This is a genomic window from Bacillus sp. FSL R5-0585 (genome assembly GCF_038004545.1).
Taxonomy (GTDB): Bacteria; Bacillota; Bacilli; order Bacillales; family Bacillaceae_G; genus Bacillus_A; species Bacillus_A cereus.
In genome coordinates this window covers 4,920,001-4,938,146 of sequence record NZ_JBBORJ010000001.1, presented here as the reverse complement: position 1 = coordinate 4,938,146, position 18,146 = coordinate 4,920,001, and the positions used below count along the sequence as shown (strand labels likewise).

Here is an 18,146-nt window from a genome sequence, read left to right as displayed (position 1 = left end):
TAAAGAAACTGAATTGTAGGAAGGTGGACGACTATGTTAACTCCACAACAAGTAGGTCAATTTAAATCCGTTTTAGAAAAGCAAAAGCATGAACTAGAGCAAACGATACAAACACATGAAAATGAAGATCGTGCATCTGAACGTGAGTCTGTTGGAGAATTATCTAGCTATGATAACCATCCAGCTGATATGGCAACAGAGCTATATGAACGTGAAAAAGACTTCGGGCTTATTGAACTTTGGCATAAACAGCTAGAGGATACGAAACATGCCTTGCAAAAAATAGAAGCGGGTACGTACGGCATTTGCGAAGTGTCTGGCGAAGAAATTCCATTTGAAAGATTAGAAGCAATGCCGACTGCTACAACATGCATCCAGCACGCGACAAATAAGCTAAATATGAATACACGACCAGTTGAAGAAGAAGTATTGTCTCCCTCTTTCCATAAACACGATGAGGATCGCTCTGTTGAGTACGATGCAGAAGATTCGTGGCAAGATGTTGCCAATTATGGAACGTCTGAAACACCGTCTGATTTAGAAAGACGAGATTCGAAAAACTATAATGGCATGTACGTAAACAGTGAGGAAAATGTAGGATACGTAGAAGATTTCGAAAACTTTATTGGTACAGATATGTATGGAAAAAATCCGCAAGTTTTCGCTACGGAAGAACATGAAGAATATGAACAAATGCTTGATGACTTTGAAGAGCGTACCTTTAAGGGCGAATTATCTTCAAATGAGTCGAGTTCCAAAGAATAAAAAAAAGCATTCCGAAAATCGGAATGCTTTTTATCGCTAGCTAATTAGTTTTTTGTAACGTTAGCAGCTTGTGGTCCACGGTTACCTTCAACGATTTCGAAAGAAACTTCTTGACCTTCTTCTAAAGTTTTGAATCCGTCACCTTGGATAGCTGAGAAGTGAACGAATACATCGTCTCCACCTTCAACTTCGATGAAACCGAAACCTTTTTCGCTGTTGAACCATTTAACTTTACCTGTTTGCATGTCATGTACCTCCTAAATAAAAATGAAACTATGAATCCACATGAAAAGGTGGATATAAAGGACATGAATGTATAACAAGCTTACAGCCTTTAATTCAACGTGCTTTATTTCCGTACCACATTATGTAGCTCAATAGTGATTTCACTATATCACGCTATATCCAAAACGTCAAATGAGAACACTTTCATTCCACCATTTTTTTATAATTTTAATATAATGTTGAATTTCCATATTCATATTTTAGCCCGTTATTTGCAGACAGCTTGATTGGCGGGAGCTGATAATCCGTTTTGGTTTGTTCCACTTTATTTGAAAATTAACAAAACTAAAGTATTCTAATCCTATTAAATTCTGTACAATATAAGTATCTATTACATACGAGGTGAAAAAAATGAGAGCACATGAAATCGAGTATAAGTTATACGGAGATGATATGCAGTTTGTTGAAATTGAGTTAGATCCAGAAGAAAGCGTGATCGCAGAAGCTGGCGCAATGATGATGATGGAAGATTACATAGAAATGGAAACAATCTTCGGTGATGGTTCTGGCCCATCTGGAGGTTTATTCGGAAAATTAATGGGCGCTGGTAAGCGTCTCGTTACAGGCGAAAGTATGTTTATGACTGTATTTACAAATACAGGTCACGGCAAGCGCCACGTCTCATTTGCTGCTCCTTATCCTGGTAAAATTATTCCTGTAGATTTAACAGAATATCAAGGAAAAGTAGTTTGTCAAAAAGATGCCTTTCTTTGTGCCGCAAAAGGTGTTTCTATCGGAATTGAATTTACGAAAAAAATAGGAACTGGTTTCTTCGGTGGTGAAGGTTTTATCATGCAGAAACTTGAAGGTGACGGTCTTGCTTTCATGCACGCAGGTGGAACTGTATATAAACGTGAATTAAAACCTGGTGAGAAACTTCGCATTGATACAGGTTGTCTCGTTGCTATGACAAAAGACATTAACTATGATGTCGAGTTCGTTGGTAAAGTAAAAACAGCTCTATTTGGCGGCGAGGGTTTATTCTTCGCAACATTAGAAGGTCCTGGAACAGTTTGGATTCAGTCCTTAACACTTAGCCGCTTAGCAGCACGCCTTACAAGCCCAGCAGCGCAAAGTACTGGCGAAGGTAGTGTATTAGGTGGACTTGGTCGTTTATTAGATGGGAAAGAGTAAACTGTGCCCTTATGTAGGCATGGCCATCAACTAATAAAATAATAAAATTAAAATACCCTTGCTTGCAGTAATGTAGTGAAAGGGTGTTTTAATTTACGTCTACAAACGAGAAAAAGCAGTTAAAATAAAGTAATAAGGTTTACTTCAGGAAAATAAGGTATATTATATTTGTTGAATAGATTCTCTTTAGAGACAAGAAAAGTAGGTGAACAAAGTGGGAAAATATCAATTGGATTCCAAAAGTCAGGTAGCTGTGGCAAAGTTCCATGAAAAACAGAAACCTGCCAAATTTGATAAAAAGCAGCAACTTGAAAAATTGCGTACGGAATATTTGAAAAAGAAGCAAAAACAAACAGATAAATAATACGTTTTGTTTTTCAAATTTTTCTGTATATAGTGTAAACAAACACAAGAAAATAGGTAAGTTATTCATCGTTCAAATATATACAGGCTATTTTTTCAAACCTCTTACTTATGCAACTAACGCATGCGTCAGTTCATTAAGAATAACTAAAAAAGTCGATTCCTTGAGATGAAAAAGAGTAAACAGTGCCCTTATCAGGCACTGTTTTATTTTGACCTTATAATTTCCTCCACCGATTTAGATAAGCGATACAAGCTATTCCCCACCTCCAAAAGAATGAATCAAGTTCCTCACCGCATATATTAAACTATACCTTTTCTTAAGGAGGGCTACCTTAATGCGTACTCCTTTATCCTTTGATAAAGACACTGCCATACTGTTAGCTTCTTGTTGTGAGTTAACGTATGAACAATATAAACAAAATGGCATTTTCGAGATACCAGATGGTTTTCAATATGTACAAGGGTTTCAAGGAAAGGCCATTCAAACAACAGAATGGTTCGGATTTATATTAGAATCTGAGGATACAATTATTGTTGCCTTCAGAGGCACTCAAACAGACCCCGATTGGATTATTGATTCTCTCGTCAATCAAAAACCTTATCCTTATGCTTTAAATGGCGGAAATGTCCATAACGGTTTTCTCTCTATTTATGAGTCTTGTCGTGATTCTATTATGGATATGCTCGTATCATTGCCAGCACATAAAAAACTGCTAGCTACTGGGCATAGTCTAGGTGGCGCGCTTGCCACATTACACATATTAGATGCACGTATAAATACTGCCTTCGCACAGTATGGACTTTATACATTCGCTTCTCCAAAAGTAGGAGATATCGCTTTTCGAAATTATTATAAACTACAAGTAGCTAGTAGCTTTCGTTTCGTCAACTTGTTCGATGTCGTCCCACTTCTCCCTCCCCGAAACATAAATTTTAATGATCATGATTGGGAGTATGCACACGTCCATCACAACATGACATTTACAAAAAACACAAAATCCATTACAAATAATCATTCCATTACAACATACAAAACATGTCTGACTTCTCATTTTTAACCAGTAAACAATTGGAAATAAAATATTCGTATACTATAATAATGTATGAAGTTATTTTTGGATGAGGGGACCTTACATGTTAAAATTTATCTTCGCACTTTTTCTTATTGTAATTTTTACGGTTACAGGTTTCTTTACATTTTCATACTTTGCGACAGGAGAGTATGATGGGGCAGGTATCATATATACCACTGTTCCATTTCTTTCTTAAGCAAAATAAATAAAACGAGCTTAATTTTATTAAGCACGTTTTATTTATTAATATCCATTTCGGTTGGTAAATCGATAATATATCTCCCAATATAGCAACCTCTTTAAAACTGTTTAACTGCATTACCAATACCCCAAATTTCATTACTGTACTGCAAAATTGTTCGATCGCTCGCAAAATGACCAGACTGTGCAATATTTAAAATCGACATTTCTAGCCACTTCGTTCGGTTCTCATAAGCTCTACCGACAGCTTCTTGTCTTTCAGCATATGGACCAAAATCTCGCAGAACAAAATATTCATCATTTTGAATAACGAGAGAATCGTAAATTGCTTCAAATTCGGCTCCCGACTGTGCAAAGAAACCATTCGTTAACTGATCTACTACCTTTTTAATGTGCCCATTGTGGTGATAATAATCACTTGCACGATATCCACCATTTTGATAGTAATGAAGAACCTCTTCGGCTGTTAAACCGAAAATAAAACAGTTATCATCACCGACCCGGTCTTTTATTTCAACGTTAGCACCGTCTAGCGTTCCGAGTGTAATCGCACCATTCATCATAAATTTCATATTACCTGTTCCCGATGCTTCTTTACTCGCCGTTGAAATTTGTTCACTTACATCCGCCGCTGGGAATATATCTTCTGCTAAAGAAACTCGATAGTTTTCTAGAAAGATAACTTTCATATATTGACTGACATACGGGTCATTATTTACTTTTCTTGCGAGTTCATTTATTAATTTAATAATTTTTTTCGCGTAATAATAGCCAGGTGATGCTTTCGCTCCAAAAATAAAAGTACGCGGATAAAATGTAAAACTAGCATCCTCTTTCAAACGGTTATATAAATATAAAATATGAAGAACATTTAATAATTGTCGTTTATAAGCATGTAATCTTTTTACTTGCACATCAAAAATAGAATTTGGATCAATGGTAATCCCCATTGTATTATGAATACGCTCCGCTAAAATCTCTTTACGCTCTTGTTTTACCTCTGCAAATTTCTCTTGGAAACTCGCATCATATTGAACTAATTGTAGCTCTTGAAGCTTAATCGGTTCTTTCTTCCACTCCGTTCCAATCGCCTCTGAAATGAGATTTGTTAACTGCGGATTTGCTTTCATAAGCCAGCGCCTATGAGCAATTCCATTCGTCTTATTATTAAACTTATCTGGATAAAATTCATAAAACAATCGCATTTCCCGCTGCTTTAATATTTCCGTATGAATTTTTGCTACACCGTTTACGCTATGGCTACCGACAATCGCTAAATGAGCCATTTTCACAAGGTCATGTGCAATAATCGCCATTGCTTCAATACGATCCCACTCATACGGATACTGTTCCCACAGTTCATGACAGAAACGTTCATTAATCTCTTCAATAATCATATAAATTCTCGGTAATAACGGTTTAAAAATGTGAATTGGCCACTTTTCGAGCGCTTCTGATAACGTCGTATGATTCGTATAAGAAATCGTCTGCGTCGTTATGTGCCAAGCTTCTTCCCATGCTAACTTTTCTTCGTCTAGTAAAATACGCATCAGTTCCGGAATTGCTAAAACCGGATGTGTATCGTTAATGTGGATCGCAATTTTTTCATGTAGTTGACGAAGGTCACCGTATCTTTCTCTATGCATTCGAACGATATTTTGCAAACTTGCTGATACGAGGAAATACTGTTGTTTTAAACGAAGTATTTTTCCCTCATCATGCGTATCATCTGGATATAAAAACTCCGATACAGCCTCTGTTTCACGCTTATATTTCAAAATATCTTTGCAGTTTTGCGGGAAAGGAACTGGTTCAGCATTCCAAAGTCTAAGTGTATTTACAGTACTCGTCTCATAGCCAACTACCGGCACATCATATGGCACGGCCATAATGACTTCTGCATTTGTATGCCTAAACTCTAAACGCCCGTCAATTTCTAGCGGTTCAACACTGCCGAAATAACTTACTTCTACAGCTTGATCATGCCTTCTTACTTCCCATACGTTTTCATGAAGAAGCCACTGTTCTGGAAATTCAACTTGATAACCATCAACAATTTTCTGATCAAACAAACCATGTTTATAACGAATTCCACAGCCGTGTCCTGGCAAGTTTAAAGATGCAAGTGAATCGAGAAAACAGGCTGCTAAGCGTCCAAGGCCGCCATTACCAAGGCCTGCATCTGCTTCCACTTCTTCTAACTCTTGTAACGAAATCCCTAGTTCAGATAACCCCTGCTCGCATACATCTCGAATACCTAAATTCAAGATGTTACTTCCAAGCAAACGTCCAAGCAAAAACTCAATAGACAAGTAATACATTTGCTTTTGCTCTCCGGATCGATAACTCTCGTTCGTTGCAATCCATTGACTATTCATATACTCACGTACCATATGGCCGAGTGTATTATATTGATCACGAGTTGTAGAATCTTTAAAACTTTTACCATACATCGTCTCTAACTTTTCTAGAAAAGTTGATTTAAAACTTTCAACATGAGTAAACATTTTTTCACCACCTACATGTTATTCCATGAGACTTTTATATAATTCCTTATAAGCAAGAGCCGATTGCTCCCAGCTGTAATCTTCAGTCATCGCTTGTTTTACAAGCTGCTCCCATACCGGTTTATCGTGATAGAATTCAATTGCACGATGAATCGTATGCAGCATGTCATGTGCATTAAAATTCGTGAAACTAAAACCATTTCCTTCTCCAGTTTCTTCATCATAAGAATGTACCGTATCATTTAATCCACCTGTTTCTCTTACAATTGGAATCGTACCGTATGCTAATGCGATAAGTTGTCCAAGTCCACACGGTTCAAACAGCGATGGCATTAAGAATAAATCACTTCCTGCATACACTTGATGAGCTAATTCTTCATTAAATCCGATATAAACTTTTACCTTCTCCGGATACTCATATGCCATCCATTCAAAGAATTGCTCATATTCCGAATCACCTGATCCTAAAATAATACATTGTACATCTTCTTCCATTATTTCCCGGAATACAGTACGTACTAAATCAAGACCTTTTTGCTTCGTTAATCTCGTTACCATTGAAATAATTGGTGTATCCTCTTTTTCTGGCAAACCAAAATAACGCTGCAAGGCGCGTTTATTTTCACTCTTTTCATATAATGACTCTGCATCATACTGGGCATTAATATACGAATCCGTTTCTGGATTATATACGCTCGTATCAATTCCATTTACAATGCCGCTAAGCTTATCATTATATTTTCGCAGTAATCCATCTAACTTCTCACCGAAAAATTCATATTGAATTTCTTCTTTATACGTCGGGCTCACCGCTGTAATTTGATCCGAAGCAATAATACCGCCTTTCATAAAGTTTACGTTTCCATAAAACTCTAGCTGCTCACTATGAAAATATTCATCACCAAGCTCTAACAAGTCGTACATCACTTCAGGAGGAAATACACCTTGGAACTGCAAGTTATGAATTGTATATACCGTTTTAATACGCTCATATAACGGGTTATCTTGATACTTTTCACGAAGTAAGAAATTAACCATAGCCGTATGCCAATCGTGGCTATGAAGAACATCCACTTCAAAATCAAGGTGCGGAATACACTCTAACACCGCTTTTGAGAAATAAGAAAAACGCTCTCCGTCATCGTAATGACCATACAGAGAATCTCTCTTAAAATAATATTCATTGTCTATTAAGTAATACGTAATTCCGTCTTGCTCACCTTTTAAAATTCCACAATATTGATTTCTCCACCCAAGAGGGACGTTAATTACTTTATGTAACGTACATCCATCTCTTAACTTTTGCGGAATGAGACTATAATTCGGAAGTATAATACGAACGTCCACTCCTAATTTTTTTAGCTCTTTTGGGAGCGCACCCGCTACATCAGCTAATCCTCCCGATTTCACAAACGGTACACATTCTGATACTGCAAATAAAATATTCACTTGTTGTCCCACTGCGCGAAAAGTTTTTATTACTCCTCTTGCAGCTTCCTCCCTTCGAGTTTTCATTTAAATTAAAACTTTAATCAGTGGAGGAAAAAGCCCCCACTGATTCTTTAGGAATAACTATTAATCGTACTGTTTTGTACGCTTCCTTTTTCTACAACATACGGCTCATCGGCGCTTCCTTTTAATACGACACCGTCGCCAATTTTCACGTCTTTATCAATAATAACACCGTCTATTATACAGTTATCTCCAATTTGGCTCTTTTGCATAATAATACTGTTACGAATAATTGAACCTTTTCCAATTTTAACCGAACGGGAAACAACACTGTTTTCGACTTCCCCTTCAATAATACTGCCATTTGCAATCATTGTATTTTTCACGACTGCACCCTTTAAATAACGAGTTGGTGGCTCATCTTTTACTTTCGTAAAGATCGGTGCTTCTTTCTTAAATAATTGCTTCCAAATAGCAGGTTGCAAAATTTCTAAGCTATGTTTATAGTAACTTTCAATCGAGTCAATAATTGCTACATATCCAGTATGTTCATATGTAGCAATGTGTAATGATTTCCCGCGCTTTTCTCTCACTACATCAAATAAACTGTATTGTTCCACACCTTTATATGACTCAAATAAGTCTAACAATAATTGTTTCTTTAACACGTATGTTTGAAGCGAAACCCCTTCATGGCAAACTTCTGTAATATCAGCTGCCGTATGTATATGTCGCTCTAACACCGCTTGAAAATTTAATGCTGTTACGAGATGGCTATTCGTAATAACAACGTACTCTTCTCTGCTTCTTAGAAAATAATCAATATGTCTTCTAAAGTGTGCAAAAGACCCAAATTCATCTTGGTCACATTGGCAGTTTGGCGGGAATAAAAATAGTCCGTCTCGTTTTCTATCTAAATCCCACTGTTTTCCTGAACCAACATGGTCCATTAACGAACGATTTTTATGGCTTGTAAAAACTGCCACACTATGAATACTAGAATTCACCATATTTGAAAGCATGAAATCAATGAGTCGATAACGGCCCCCAAACGGTAACGCCGCTAGTGAACGATGCCCTGTTACTTTCTTTAAGGAAGGAAAACTTCCCGTTGCATTAATAATTCCTAACATTTTTTCTCCCATTCATTTCATCCCCCTTTTCTATTTCCCTTCAGCAATTAATACTACATCGTCAACATTCTTTTCTGGACGAATGATTGTTCCATCTTCGATAACCATTTCTGATCCAACAATCGCTCTTTCAATCACAACATTTTTACCAATCTTAGCTCCTGGCATAACGACAGAATCAATCACCATACTTCCTTCTTCCACCGTCACTCCTTGGAATAACACAGAATGCTTCACGTCCCCTTCAATGACGCACCCTTCGTTAATAAGCGATTCTTCTACTTTCGCCTTTTCAGCAATATATTGAGGCGGTTCGTTTGGATTGACAGAGTAAATACGCCAATTACGATCGTTTAAATTCAGTGATGTTTCATCGCGAAGCAAATCCATATTCGCTTCCCATAAGCTCTTCACCGTTCCAACATCTTTCCAATATCCTTCAAACGGATACGCCATTAACTTCTTCCCTTCATCCAATAAAAGCGGAAGTACGTCTTTTCCGAAATCGTTACTAGATTCAGGGTTTCTTGCATCCATCTCTAAATACTCTTTCAAAATTGACCAATTAAAAATATAGATTCCCATTGATGCAAGATTACTTCTTGGAAATTGTGGTTTCTCTTCAAACTCAACAATCTCCATCTCTTCATTCGTATTCATAATGCCAAAGCGACTCGCTTCATCCCAAGGTACTTCAATAACAGAAATGGATACATCCGATTCTTTCTCAATATGGTAATCTAGCATCTTACTGTAATCCATTTTATAAATATGGTCGCCTGATAAAATGAGAACATACTCCGGTTCATACTGACTTAAATAGTTTAAGTTTTGATAAATGGCACTTGCCGTACCTGTATACCACTTAACCCCTGAAGACTCCGCATAAGGAGGTAATACTGTGACTCCACCGTTTACTCGGTCTAAATCCCACGCATTTCCGATTCCGATATAATTATGAAGTTCGAGTGGTTGATATTGCGTTAAAATCCCAACCGTTTCAATACCAGAATTCGCACAGTTACTTAGCGTAAAATCAATAATGCGATATTTACCACCAAATGGAACAGCTGGCTTGGCTAAATTTTTTGTTAATGCACTTAAACGACTACCTTTTCCCCCTGCTAGTAACATTGCTACGCACTTTTGTTTTTGAGCCATCTTGTTTTTTGCTCCCCTTTCTCGTCTTCACTGGTCGTAATATGGATACGCCAAATGGTGGAATTGTAATCTCTACATGTGCTGCTTGATTATGGTACGGTTCTAGAATCGTCTTAAGACGTTTCTTATTCACTTGTCCCGAACCTCCATATTGCTGTGCATCACTGTTTAAAATCTCGTTATAATACTCGAAATCTGGTACACCTACTTTATAGTTTTCATATGTAGCTTTCGTAAAATTACATACGATAACTAACGCATCCTCTTGTTTATCCCCTTGACGGATAAACGAGAAAATACTTTGCTCGTTATTATTAGCATCAATCCACTGAAAACCTTCAGGCGAATGATCAAGCTGCCAAAGTGGTTTTGAGCGCTTATACAATGCTATGAGCTCTTTAAAGTAATCATGCATATAACGATGCATTTCAAAATCATGTAAATTCCAATCTAAATCTTCAAGGTCTTTCCACTCATCAAACTGCCCGAATTCTCCTCCCATGAAAAGTAATTTCTTTCCTGGGTGAGTAAAGAAATATCCATATAATAAACGAAGCTGAGCAAACTTATCCCAGTAATCACCTGGCATTTTATTTAATAACGACTTTTTCCCATGAACGACTTCATCATGAGAAAGGGGTAATATGAAGTTTTCAGAGTAAGCATATAGTAAAGAGAACGTCATTTTCTCATGAATATATTTTCTGTACTCTGGCGCACACTCCATATATTTCAGCACGTCATTCATCCAGCCCATATTCCATTTGTAATTGAATCCAAGCCCACCTTCATACGTTGGTGCTGTTACAAGTGGCCAAGCTGTTGAATCCTCTGCCGTCATAAGAAAATCTTCATCCTCTGCAAATACCGCTTCATTTAACTCCCGTAAAAATGAAACAGCGTACTCATTACTTTGCTCTTGTCCTTCTTTATTCCAGTACAACATGTTCGCAACTGCATCTACTCTGAAACCATCAATATGGAAATATCTCATCCAAAATAACGCATTTGAAATTAAGAAATTACGTACCTCTCTCTTTCCTAAATCAAAATTGACAGTTCCCCATACTAGATTTTCTTGTACATCTTTATCTTTATATTCATAGGTCGGTGTGCCATCAAACAAATATAAACCGTGAGCATCTTTACAAAAATGCCCCGGTACCCAATCTAAAATGACACCGATTCCATATTTATGACATTCGTCGACAAAATACATTAAATCATGCGGTGTACCAAATCTACTCGTCGCTGCATAATATCCCGTTCCTTGATATCCCCAAGAACGATCATATGGATGCTCAACAAGCGGCATAATTTCAATATGTGTAAATTGATGTTCCACCACATACGGAATGAGTTCTTCTGCCATTTCCCTGTAAGAATATAGTGTTCCATCTTCTTTCTTTTTCCAAGAACCAAAATGTAATTCATAAACTGTCATCGCTTCTTTATAAATCGGTTTTTTCTTTTTCTTACGATTCCAGTTTTTATCATTCCATTCATATCCTTTTATATCAAAAACTACAGATGCCGTATTCGGTCTTACTTCTGCATATATAGCATACGGATCTGCCTTTAAAATGACGTCACCAGCCAACGTTTCAATCGCATATTTATATATTTCTCCTTCTTCAATATGCGGTATAAATAAGGACCAAATGCCTTCTTCTGTCACTTGTAGCATCTTATGTTGCTCATAATCCCACTCATTAAAATCTCCAACAACACTCATTGCTTTCGCATGAGGAGCCCACACTGTAAATCGTACCCCTTGAATCTCATCTTCCGTCACAACATGTGCGCCAAAGATGTTATAACTTTCATAGTACTTTTCTGTATGAAACTCATCTCGTTTCACTTCTTCACAATTTATTACACTCAATATGCTCACCTCACTTAGATGACAGAATTTTTTATACTTTAACTATTTCTGCGAAAAACTGCAATATCCTTGTTAATTTATAAAAAACATTCGTTTTTTTCTTAAAAATGTTAGTTTTTCTTCACATTTCCGTGTAAAATATCGAATTTTGACGAATATTCATTGAAAACGCTTTATTATTCTTCTATGTTTTTACCAATTATTTTTTCTCAACCTTTATTTTATTATGTTTATCCTATTTTTCATGCTATTTTTCATTCAAAATCAAAACAAAATAATCTGTCAAAAAAAATGTTTCTCAATATTTTTTGTCACAATGTTATTGAAATGCGAAATTTAATCCTGCTTTTGAAAAGCTACTTTCCGAAAAAGGAGTAACCGCAAAAGTAAATGAACCGAAACTAGAGGCAGGTTCTGTTACAGTTGGCGGCGCTATCGATGACAAAAACTTTGCTGGATTAGATGGTGATTTCCCGTTCATTGATGTAACTTTCAAAGTAGAAAATGATGAATTTTATGAAGCAAACGCTCAATTAGAGTCACCAATTTTTGTTTACTGGAAACAAGGTGAATCAGAACCAAATAGAATGCGTGTACTTCAAGATCAAACATTCTCAGTTATGTCCTTAAACTCACTAGTAGAAGGAAATATTAAACCTGGTGCGTTCTTAAATGAACGCGGATATTTAGATGAAAAGTTCGATTATACAAAGCTTGGCGTAAAAGTATATGCGACTGATTCTTACCGTCATAAGTTTGAAGGCTCACTAGATAAATACGGATACTTCAAACTAAATGGACTTCCAGTTAATAAACGCGACTATAACTTATATGTAGATGTGCCAGGACATTTAACAAGCCGCCTAACAACGAAACTTGGTACTGAAAAAGACGGTAAGCTGCTTGGCCAATATTATTATGCAAGACCTAACGAAAACCTTGCCGGCGATGTAAATGCTGATAAAGTAATCGATATTAGAGATGCTGAAATTATCGCTAGCAGCTATGGTAAAAAAGGACTAACTGTAAAAGACGGAGACCTTAATAAAGATGGGATTGTCGATGAAAAAGATATTCGCTTCGTCGAAAAGAACTTCTTGAAAAAAGGTCCAGATCCATCTAAATCACAAACACCTGTAGAAAAATCCCAAAGCGGTACACTGGCAGATATTTTAAAGAAATTAGGATTAACGCCTAAAAAATAATAATAAAGAGCACTCTACTTAAAGTAGAGTGCTCTTTTCTATAAACGACCCTTATCCAGCAAAAGGGGTATATTGGGGATATACAAGGGAAACCGGAAAAGGAATTTATATTAAATTATATAAGTTCAGAGGTAAGAAGCAGTTTCCCACCTCTGAATTATTTAGCAATTATTATAGTACTGGTGCCATTGTTTCTTTTAATACTTTTACAGAATGAGCGAACTTCACTTTTTCCTCTTCATTTAGCTCAAGTTCTACGATTTCACGTACACCTTCGCGGTTAATTACAGCTGGAACACCTACGTAAGCATCTTTCTCGCCGTATTGACCTTCAAGGTATGCAGATACAGTTAATACGCTGTTCTCGTTGTTTAAGATTGCTTTCGTTACACGAAGTAGTGACATACCGATTCCGTAGTAAGTTGCACCTTTACGCTCGATGATATGGTAAGCTGCATCACGTACGTTTTCGAAGATTTTGTCTAAGTCTTCTTGTTTGTACTGTTCGTTGTTAGCTAAGATTGTTTCTAATTTTTGTACACCGATAGTAGCGTGGCTCCATACTGGAAGTTCAGTGTCACCGTGTTCACCAACGATGTAAGCATGAACGTTACGTGGATCTACATCTAAGTAGTCACCTAACATGTAACGGAAACGAGCAGAGTCTAAAGTAGTACCAGAACCGATTACGCGCTCTTTCGGTAAACCAGATTCTTTCCAAGTTACGTAAGTTAAAATATCAACTGGATTAGTTGCGATTAAGAAGATTCCATCGAATCCGCTATCCATAATGCCGCGAACAATTTGTTTAAAGATCTTTGTATTTTTCTCAACTAAGTCTAAACGAGTTTCACCTGGCTTTTGTGGTAACCCAGCAGTGATAACAACTAAATCTGCATCTTTACAATCTGCATAGCTACCGCTCCAAACTTTTGTTGGTGATGGAGAGAATGGTACCGCATGGCTTAAGTCCATTGCTTCCCCTTCTGCTTTTGCTTCATTAACATCTACTAATACGAATTCTTCAGCTACACCTTGGTTGATCATTGAGTAAGCGTAACTACAACCTACAGCTCCTGTTCCTACTAATACTACACGATTGATACCTTTTTTCATGGTAATTTCCCCTCTCTATTGTTCACATATATTTTTTATGATTGTTTAAGTAATTAATTAAAATACTAATTTAATGTTGTTTAACTTCTTTACACTCATATTGTAGCACGTATTATTGTGAATTACTTCACAAATTATGACCTATTTGTGAACTTTTTCACATAGAGTGTAAAGTTATTGGATTAGGTGTGGAATCCATTTCAATGGAGGCGTTTTCTTTAGATTGTGAAAGGGTTTTTTTGTGGTTTTCATCGGTAAGTGAAATTATATCGGCGATTTTTAGAATATATCGACCGTAACTCCAAATATATCAGCGATTATTAAAATTTATCGATCGTAACTCAAATTATATCAGCGATTTTTGCAATATATCGACTTACCGACAAAACTCGACAATAATGACAACATAAAAAAGCTGTCTCCAGTAGGTCACCCTATTGAGAGGCAGCTTCTTCTATATATTATTTATTTTCCACAGTAGCTCCCGGATGTATTTTCATCGGTTTCTCCAAGTGTAGGAGGCTACAGCCATACAGCTGGGGTAAAAGTTCAACTTGAGGTATCATTTTAGATAGATAGTTCCTTCATATTCATACAGGCCCAAATAAACAACATGATTGTATTTACGGCTCTATATACCCAACTGCAACAGCCCATACTTCATATTTCTTCTATTGCATAAAAAAGCAGACTATTCAAAGTCCACTTTTACACAACAAAAAAGAGATAGCAGATTATGCTATCTCTTTTAGTATGACCCGTACGGGATTCGAACCCGTGTTACCGCCGTGAAAGGGCGGTGTCTTAACCACTTGACCAACGGGCCAGTTCTGGCAGAGAAGAAGGGATTCGAACCCTCGCACCGCGTTCGCGATCTACTCCCTTAGCAGGGGAGCCCCTTGAGCCACTTGGGTACTTCTCTATAAATATGGCTCCGCAGGTAGGACTCGAACCTACGACCGATCGGTTAACAGCCGATAGCTCTACCACTGAGCTACTGCGGAACAATTATGGTGGGCCTAAATGGACTCGAACCATCGACCTCACGCTTATCAGGCGTGCGCTCTAACCAGCTGAGCTATAGGCCCATAATTGAAAAGCGGGTGAAGAGAATCGAACTCTCGACCAGAGCTTGGAAGGCTCTTGTTTTACCACTAAACTACACCCGCATTAAATTGTAAATGGTGAGCCATGAAGGACTCGAACCTTCGACCCTCTGATTAAAAGTCAGATGCTCTACCAACTGAGCTAATGGCTCATTTTGAAAGTGGTGCCGACTAGAGGACTTGAACCCCCAACCTACTGATTACAAGTCAGTTGCTCTACCAATTGAGCTAAGTCGGCTTGCGACTTCAAAATGGTGGCTCGGGACGGAATCGAACCGCCGACACGAGGATTTTCAGTCCTCTGCTCTACCGACTGAGCTACCGAGCCTTTATGTAAAAATGGCGGTCCCGACCGGGGTCGAACCGGCGATCTCCTGCGTGACAGGCAGGCATGTTAACCACTACACCACGGGACCATTTGGTTGCGGGGACAGGATTTGAACCTGCGACCTTCGGGTTATGAGCCCGACGAGCTACCGTGCTGCTCCACCCCGCGATGATAAAATATTTACTTTAGAAAAAATGGAGGAGGTAGAGGGATTCGAACCCCCGCGCGACTCTCGCCGCCTGTCGGTTTTCAAGACCGATCCCTTCAGCCGAACTTGGGTATACCTCCGAGATATATACGTCTAATGGTGGACCTTGTAGGACTCGAACCTACGACCGGACGGTTATGAGCCGTCTGCTCTAACCAGCTGAGCTAAAGGTCCTTTATGGTAGCGGCGGAGGGGATCGAACCCCCGACCTCACGGGTATGAACCGTACGCTCTAGCCAGCTGAGCTACACCGCCATAAATGATATTAATATAAGTGGAGCCTAGCGGGATCGAACCGCTGACCTCCTGCGTGCAAGGCAGGCGCTCTCCCAGCTGAGCTAAGGCCCCATGTTTTTTAGGGATATCGGGAAGACAGGATTTGAACCTGCGACCCCCTGGTCCCAAACCAGGTGCTCTACCAAGCTGAGCCACTTCCCGTTAATAAAAGCGCGCCCGAGAGGAGTCGAACCCCTAACCTCTTGATCCGTAGTCAAACGCTCTATCCAATTGAGCTACGGGCGCATATGGTGCCGAGGGCGGGGGTCGAACCCGCACGGTGGTCACCCACCGCAGGATTTTAAGTCCTGTGCGTCTGCCTGTTCCGCCACCCCGGCATGTCATATTGAAAATTGGAGCGGAAGACGGGATTCGAACCCGCGACCCCAACCTTGGCAAGGTTGTATTCTACCACTGAACTACTTCCGCAAGACATGTATGAGTTATTTAATTAAAAGTGCGGGTGAAGGGAGTCGAACCCCCACGCCAAAGGCGCCAGATCCTAAGTCTGGTGCGTCTGCCAATTCCGCCACACCCGCATATTAATTTATTTAAGAAAAATGGGGCGACTGATGGGAATCGAACCCACGAATGCCGGAGCCACAATCCGGTGCGTTAACCACTTCGCCACAACCGCCATGATTTCTGGTGCCGACTAGAGGACTTGAACCCCCAACCTACTGATTACAAGTCAGTTGCTCTACCAATTGAGCTAAGTCGGCTAAATGGTGGAGGATGACGGGATCGAACCGCCGACCCCCTGCTTGTAAGGCAGGTGCTCTCCCAGCTGAGCTAATCCTCCATTTGCCTGGCAACGTCCTACTCTCACAGGGACAAGGTCCCAACTACCATCGGCGCTAGAGAGCTTAACTTCCGTGTTCGGTATGGGAACGGGTGTGACCCTCTGCCATCATTACCAGACTGTATTCATTTAAGACAAGAATTATTGTAACTCATTTACTTTTGAAAGTCAACAAGTTTTTTATATTCTTTCAAAACTAGATAACATTGCTTCATATTATATGGTTAAGTCCTCGATCTATTAGTATTCGTCAGCTCCACATGTCACCATGCTTCCACCTCGAACCTATCAACCTGATCATCTTTCAGGGATCTTACTAGCTTACGCTATGGGAAATCTCATCTTGAGGGGGGCTTCATGCTTAGATGCTTTCAGCACTTATCCCTTCCGCACATAGCTACCCAGCTATGCCCTTGGCAGAACAACTGGTACACCAGCGGTGCGTCCATCCCGGTCCTCTCGTACTAAGGACAGCTCCTCTCAAATTTCCTACGCCCACGACGGATAGGGACCGAACTGTCTCACGACGTTCTGAACCCAGCTCGCGTACCGCTTTAATGGGCGAACAGCCCAACCCTTGGGACCGACTACAGCCCCAGGATGCGATGAGCCGACATCGAGGTGCCAAACCTCCCCGTCGATGTGGACTCTTGGGGGAGATAAGCCTGTTATCCCCGGGGTAGCTTTTATCCGTTGAGCGATGGCCCTTCCATGCGGAACCACCGGATCACTAAGCCCGACTTTCGTCCCTGCTCGACTTGTAGGTCTCGCAGTCAAGCTCCCTTATGCCTTTGCACTCTACGAATGATTTCCAACCATTCTGAGGGAACCTTTGGGCGCCTCCGTTACACTTTAGGAGGCGACCGCCCCAGTCAAACTGCCCACCTGACACTGTCTCCCGGGTCGATAAGACCCGTAGGTTAGAATTTCAATACAGTCAGGGCGGTATCCCACCAGCGCCTCCACCGAAGCTAGCGCTCCGGTTTCAATGGCTCCCGCCTATCCTGTACAAACTGTACCAAAATTCAATATCAGGCTACAGTAAAGCTCCACGGGGTCTTTCCGTCCTGTCGCGGGTAACCTGCATCTTCACAGGTACTATAATTTCACCGAGTCTCTGGTTGAGACAGTGCCCAAATCGTT

At 39.3% G+C, this 18,146-nt stretch carries 12 protein-coding genes, 22 tRNA genes, 2 rRNA genes and 2 pseudogenes (1 of these 38 running past the window's edge); 7 read left to right on the top strand and 31 right to left on the bottom strand.

Annotated elements, in window-relative coordinates; translation table 11 throughout:
* Window positions 1-33: 33 nt before the first annotated feature.
* On the top strand, window positions 34-765 hold the full coding sequence (locus MKY38_RS25440) for a yteA family sporulation protein (protein WP_069604373.1): 732 nt from the start codon (window positions 34-36) through the stop codon (window positions 763-765).
* A 44-nt stretch (window positions 766-809) separates the two neighbouring features.
* On the opposite strand, the gene cspD is transcribed toward MKY38_RS25440, so the two are convergent.
* A complete protein-coding gene (gene cspD / locus MKY38_RS25435) occupies window positions 810-1,010 on the bottom strand; it encodes a cold-shock protein CspD (protein ID WP_001193054.1) in 201 nt (66 codons plus the stop codon).
* A 391-nt stretch (window positions 1,011-1,401) separates the two neighbouring features.
* On the opposite strand from cspD, the gene MKY38_RS25430 reads away from it, so the two are divergent.
* The 4 genes from MKY38_RS25430 (at window position 1,402) to MKY38_RS25415 (ending at window position 3,819) form a co-directional block, all read left to right on the top strand.
* Window positions 1,402-2,184 (top strand): TIGR00266 family protein, encoded by a 783-nt coding sequence (locus MKY38_RS25430; RefSeq protein ID WP_001201257.1) that lies wholly within the window; start codon window positions 1,402-1,404, stop codon window positions 2,182-2,184.
* 214 nt (window positions 2,185-2,398) lie between these two features.
* Window positions 2,399-2,548, top strand: coding sequence for a hypothetical protein (locus MKY38_RS25425; RefSeq protein WP_000521639.1), 150 nt, complete (start codon window positions 2,399-2,401; stop codon window positions 2,546-2,548).
* Between the two features lie 337 nt (window positions 2,549-2,885).
* Entirely contained in the window at window positions 2,886-3,608 is a 723-nt protein-coding gene (locus MKY38_RS25420) for a lipase family protein (protein WP_001260111.1), read from the top strand.
* 76 nt (window positions 3,609-3,684) lie between these two features.
* A complete protein-coding gene (locus MKY38_RS25415) occupies window positions 3,685-3,819 on the top strand; it encodes a hypothetical protein (protein ID WP_000911075.1) in 135 nt (44 codons plus the stop codon).
* 103 nt (window positions 3,820-3,922) lie between these two features.
* On the opposite strand, the gene glgP is transcribed toward MKY38_RS25415, so the two are convergent.
* The 5 genes from glgP to glgB form a co-directional block, all read right to left on the bottom strand.
* Window positions 3,923-6,331, bottom strand: a complete 2,409-nt coding sequence (gene glgP, locus MKY38_RS25410; protein WP_000494098.1) for a glycogen phosphorylase — start codon at window positions 6,329-6,331, stop codon at window positions 3,923-3,925.
* A gap of 18 nt (window positions 6,332-6,349) precedes the next feature.
* Window positions 6,350-7,780 (bottom strand): glycogen synthase GlgA, encoded by a 1,431-nt coding sequence (gene glgA / locus MKY38_RS25405; protein ID WP_065223008.1) that lies wholly within the window; start codon window positions 7,778-7,780, stop codon window positions 6,350-6,352.
* 113 nt (window positions 7,781-7,893) lie between these two features.
* Window positions 7,894-8,928, bottom strand: a complete 1,035-nt coding sequence (gene glgD / locus MKY38_RS25400) for a glucose-1-phosphate adenylyltransferase subunit GlgD (protein WP_000504168.1) — start codon at window positions 8,926-8,928, stop codon at window positions 7,894-7,896.
* 18 nt (window positions 8,929-8,946) lie between these two features.
* Complete coding sequence (gene glgC, locus MKY38_RS25395) at window positions 8,947-10,077, bottom strand: glucose-1-phosphate adenylyltransferase (protein ID WP_000057604.1); 1,131 nt, start codon at window positions 10,075-10,077, stop codon at window positions 8,947-8,949.
* Window positions 10,025-11,962 (bottom strand): 1,4-alpha-glucan branching protein GlgB, encoded by a 1,938-nt coding sequence (gene glgB, locus MKY38_RS25390; RefSeq protein WP_000111398.1) that lies wholly within the window; start codon window positions 11,960-11,962, stop codon window positions 10,025-10,027. The genes glgC and glgB overlap by 53 nt, the downstream gene beginning before the upstream one ends.
* 326 nt (window positions 11,963-12,288) lie before the next feature.
* On the opposite strand from glgB, the pseudogene MKY38_RS25385 reads away from it, so the two are divergent.
* Window positions 12,289-13,167: pseudogene (locus MKY38_RS25385) on the top strand (dockerin type I domain-containing protein); the annotation flags it as partial.
* A gap of 171 nt (window positions 13,168-13,338) precedes the next feature.
* Here the strand turns inward: MKY38_RS25385 and MKY38_RS25380 are convergent.
* Window positions 13,339-14,283 carry an L-lactate dehydrogenase gene (locus MKY38_RS25380; RefSeq protein WP_000715340.1) on the bottom strand — a complete coding sequence of 315 codons (945 nt, stop codon included), beginning with the start codon at window positions 14,281-14,283 and terminating at the stop codon, window positions 13,339-13,341.
* Between the two features lie 481 nt (window positions 14,284-14,764).
* Here MKY38_RS25380 and MKY38_RS25375 point away from each other — a divergent pair.
* Window positions 14,765-14,940: pseudogene (locus MKY38_RS25375) on the top strand (IS4 family transposase); the annotation flags it as partial.
* 97 nt (window positions 14,941-15,037) lie between these two features.
* Here the strand turns inward: MKY38_RS25375 and MKY38_RS25370 are convergent.
* The 24 genes from MKY38_RS25370 to MKY38_RS25255 form a co-directional block, all read right to left on the bottom strand.
* Window positions 15,038-15,109 (bottom strand) — tRNA-Glu (locus MKY38_RS25370).
* Window positions 15,110-15,114: 5 nt separating this feature from the next.
* Window positions 15,115-15,205: transfer RNA gene (locus MKY38_RS25365), tRNA-Ser, on the bottom strand.
* A 7-nt stretch (window positions 15,206-15,212) separates the two neighbouring features.
* A tRNA-Asn gene (locus MKY38_RS25360) sits at window positions 15,213-15,287 on the bottom strand.
* Window positions 15,288-15,294: 7 nt separating this feature from the next.
* Window positions 15,295-15,371 (bottom strand) — tRNA-Ile (locus MKY38_RS25355).
* A 10-nt stretch (window positions 15,372-15,381) separates the two neighbouring features.
* Window positions 15,382-15,452 (bottom strand) — tRNA-Gly (locus MKY38_RS25350).
* Between the two features lie 13 nt (window positions 15,453-15,465).
* Window positions 15,466-15,541: transfer RNA gene (locus tag MKY38_RS25345), tRNA-Lys, on the bottom strand.
* 10 nt (window positions 15,542-15,551) lie between these two features.
* Window positions 15,552-15,627 (bottom strand) — tRNA-Thr (locus MKY38_RS25340).
* Window positions 15,628-15,641: 14 nt separating this feature from the next.
* Window positions 15,642-15,717: transfer RNA gene (locus tag MKY38_RS25335), tRNA-Phe, on the bottom strand.
* Between the two features lie 12 nt (window positions 15,718-15,729).
* Window positions 15,730-15,805, bottom strand: a tRNA-Asp gene (locus tag MKY38_RS25330).
* A 3-nt stretch (window positions 15,806-15,808) separates the two neighbouring features.
* Window positions 15,809-15,885, bottom strand: a tRNA-Met gene (locus MKY38_RS25325).
* 27 nt (window positions 15,886-15,912) lie between these two features.
* Window positions 15,913-16,005 (bottom strand) — tRNA-Ser (locus MKY38_RS25320).
* A 17-nt stretch (window positions 16,006-16,022) separates the two neighbouring features.
* A tRNA-Ile gene (locus MKY38_RS25315) sits at window positions 16,023-16,099 on the bottom strand.
* 4 nt (window positions 16,100-16,103) lie between these two features.
* Window positions 16,104-16,180 (bottom strand) — tRNA-Met (locus MKY38_RS25310).
* Between the two features lie 20 nt (window positions 16,181-16,200).
* Window positions 16,201-16,273, bottom strand: a tRNA-Ala gene (locus tag MKY38_RS25305).
* Between the two features lie 16 nt (window positions 16,274-16,289).
* Window positions 16,290-16,363: transfer RNA gene (locus tag MKY38_RS25300), tRNA-Pro, on the bottom strand.
* A gap of 10 nt (window positions 16,364-16,373) precedes the next feature.
* Window positions 16,374-16,447: transfer RNA gene (locus tag MKY38_RS25295), tRNA-Arg, on the bottom strand.
* 3 nt (window positions 16,448-16,450) lie between these two features.
* A tRNA-Leu gene (locus MKY38_RS25290) sits at window positions 16,451-16,539 on the bottom strand.
* Window positions 16,540-16,555: 16 nt separating this feature from the next.
* Window positions 16,556-16,630 (bottom strand) — tRNA-Gly (locus tag MKY38_RS25285).
* A gap of 29 nt (window positions 16,631-16,659) precedes the next feature.
* A tRNA-Leu gene (locus MKY38_RS25280) sits at window positions 16,660-16,740 on the bottom strand.
* Between the two features lie 22 nt (window positions 16,741-16,762).
* A tRNA-His gene (locus MKY38_RS25275) sits at window positions 16,763-16,838 on the bottom strand.
* Window positions 16,839-16,847: 9 nt separating this feature from the next.
* Window positions 16,848-16,923 (bottom strand) — tRNA-Thr (locus tag MKY38_RS25270).
* Between the two features lie 4 nt (window positions 16,924-16,927).
* Window positions 16,928-17,003: transfer RNA gene (locus MKY38_RS25265), tRNA-Val, on the bottom strand.
* Window positions 17,004-17,007: 4 nt separating this feature from the next.
* Window positions 17,008-17,122 (bottom strand): 5S ribosomal RNA (rrf, locus tag MKY38_RS25260).
* A 101-nt stretch (window positions 17,123-17,223) separates the two neighbouring features.
* Window positions 17,224-18,146: ribosomal RNA gene (locus tag MKY38_RS25255) — 23S ribosomal RNA — on the bottom strand; it runs 1,997 nt beyond the window's last position.